Origin of the sequence: Streptomyces bungoensis (assembly GCF_001514215.1) — a bacterium.
Lineage (GTDB): Bacteria > Actinomycetota > Actinomycetes > Streptomycetales > Streptomycetaceae > Streptomyces > Streptomyces bungoensis.
Map to the genome: position 1 here is coordinate 44,653 of NZ_KQ948885.1, position 2,297 is coordinate 46,949.

Annotated in this window: 1 protein-coding gene; it reads left to right on the plus strand. The window is 70.9% G+C overall.

Annotated features, from left to right (window positions below; genetic code table 11):
* Positions 1–2,297, plus strand: a 2,297-nt coding sequence (locus AQJ66_RS35905) for a type I polyketide synthase (protein WP_159052703.1), incomplete at both ends; no start/stop codon positions are given.

Sequence of the window (2,297 nt, forward strand, 5' to 3'; positions counted from 1 at the left end):
TCTCGCTGATGTGCGGGCGGGTGAGCGGGTGCTGGTGCATGCGGCGGCTGGTGGTGTGGGGATGGCCGCGACGCAGTTGGCCCGGTATCTGGGTGCGGAGGTGTTCGCCACGGCGAGTGCCGGCAAGTGGGGCACCCTGCGCGGACTCGGCCTGGATGAACAGCACATCGCCTCGTCCAGGGACACCGACTTCGAGGCGGCGTTCCTGGCGGTGACCGAGGGCCGGGGCGTGGACGTGGTCCTGGACTCGCTGGCGGGTGAGTTCGTGGACGCGTCGCTGCGGTTGCTGCCGGGTGGTGGTCGGTTCCTGGAGATGGGCAAGACCGACGTCCGGGACGCGGAGGCGGTTGCCGCGCAGCATCCGGGTGTGGCCTATCAGGCGTTCGACTTGATGAACGTGGCGCCGGAGCGGATCGGGCAGATGCTGGCCGAGCTGGTCGCGCTGTTCGAGCAGGGGGCCATCGCGCCGCTTCCGGTGACGTGCTGGGATGTGCGACGGGCGCCGGAGGCGTTCCGGTATCTCTCCCAGGCCCGTCACGTCGGCAAGGTGGTCCTCACCGTCCCGGCCCCCCTGGACGTGAACGGCACGGTACTCGTGACTGGGGGTACGGGTGGTCTGGGTGGTTTGGTGGCCCGTCACCTGGCCTCCAAGCACGGTGTGCGGCGTCTGCTGCTGGCCAGTCGCCGTGGCCCGGAGGCCTCAGGTGCCGCCGAACTCGTCGCAGAGTTGCTCGACTTGGGCGTCCATGCCGAGGTCGTCGCGGTGGACGTGGCCGACCGAGACCAGCTCGCCGCCGCCCTCGGCACGATTCCGGCGGAGCATCCGCTGACGGCCGTCGTGCACACGGCCGGTGTTCTGGACGACGGCGTGGTCTCCTCCATGACGCCCGAGCGGCTGGCCGGGGTGCTGCGGCCGAAGGTGGACGCGGTGGCGCACCTGCACGAGCTGACCCGGGACGCGGACCTGTCTGCGTTCATCGTCTTCTCCTCCATAGCCGGCACCTTCGGCAGCGCCGGCCAGGCGAACTACGCCGCCGCCAACGCCTTCCTGGACGCCTTCGCCACCACCCGCCGCGCCGCCGGCCTGCCCGCGGTCTCCCTCGCCTGGGGCCCCTGGGCGCCGGGTGCGGGGATGACGGCCGAGCTGACCGAGACCGACCTACGACGCATGGCACGCGAGGGCATGCGGCCGCTCGCGCATCCACACGCTCTTGACCTCTTCGACGCCGTCTTGGAGTCCGGCGCGGCTCTGGAGCGGGCTGCTGTGCTGCCGGTGGACCTGGATGTCGCTGCTCTCCGCAGTTCCCGGCAGGAAATGCCTGCCCTGTTGCGCGCGCTCGTTCGCACGCCGGCGCGCCGGGCCGCGGTGTCGCAGGCCCCGGTCGGAGGGACGGCCGAGCTCAGGCAGCGTGTCGCGGGGCTGCCCACGGCAGAGCGCGAGAAGTTCCTGCTGGACCTCGTTTGTCGACAGGTCGCTTCGGTCCTCGGTCACGCCTCGGCCACGGACGTGGACGCCGACCAGCCCTTCAAGGCACTCGGTTTCGACTCGCTGACGTCGGTGGAGCTGCGCAACCGTGTCAACGGCGCCACGGGTATGCGACTGCCCGCCACCCTGGTCTTCGACCACCCGACGCCTGCCGTACTGGCCCGGCACATCCTGTCGGAGCTGTCCGACGGCCACCAGGACACGGCTGCCGTCTCCGGCCTGCCGGCGCCGGTGGGCGTGGGCGACGATCCGGTGGTGATCGTCGGGATGGCGTGCCGGTTCCCTGGCGGTGTCGCTTCTCCCGAGGATCTGTGGCGGCTGGTCACCGAGGGCGGGGACGCGATCGGCGCCTTCCCAGTCGACCGTGGCTGGGACCTGGACGGCTTGTACGACCCGGATCCTGGCAGGGCGGGGCGCACCTATGTGCGTGAGGGCGGTTTCCTTTATGACGCCGCGGAGTTCGATGCGGGGTTGTTCGGTATCTCGCCGCGTGAGGCGTTGGCGATGGACCCGCAGCAGAGGCTCCTCCTGGAGACCTCCTGGGAGGTGTTCGAGCGGGCGGGTATCGACCCGGCGAGCCTGCGCGGTTCCCGCACCGGCGTCTTCGCGGGCGCGATCACGCAGGACTACGGCTCGTTCATGCGCGCTGGCGAGCACGACTCGGACGGCTACCTGCTGACCGGTTCGACGGGCAGCGTGGCGTCGGGCCGTATCGCGTACACCTTCGGTTTCGAGGGGCCCGCGGTGACGGTGGACACGGCGTGCTCGTCGTCGCTCGTCGCCCTGCACCTGGCCGCACAAGCCTTGCGCT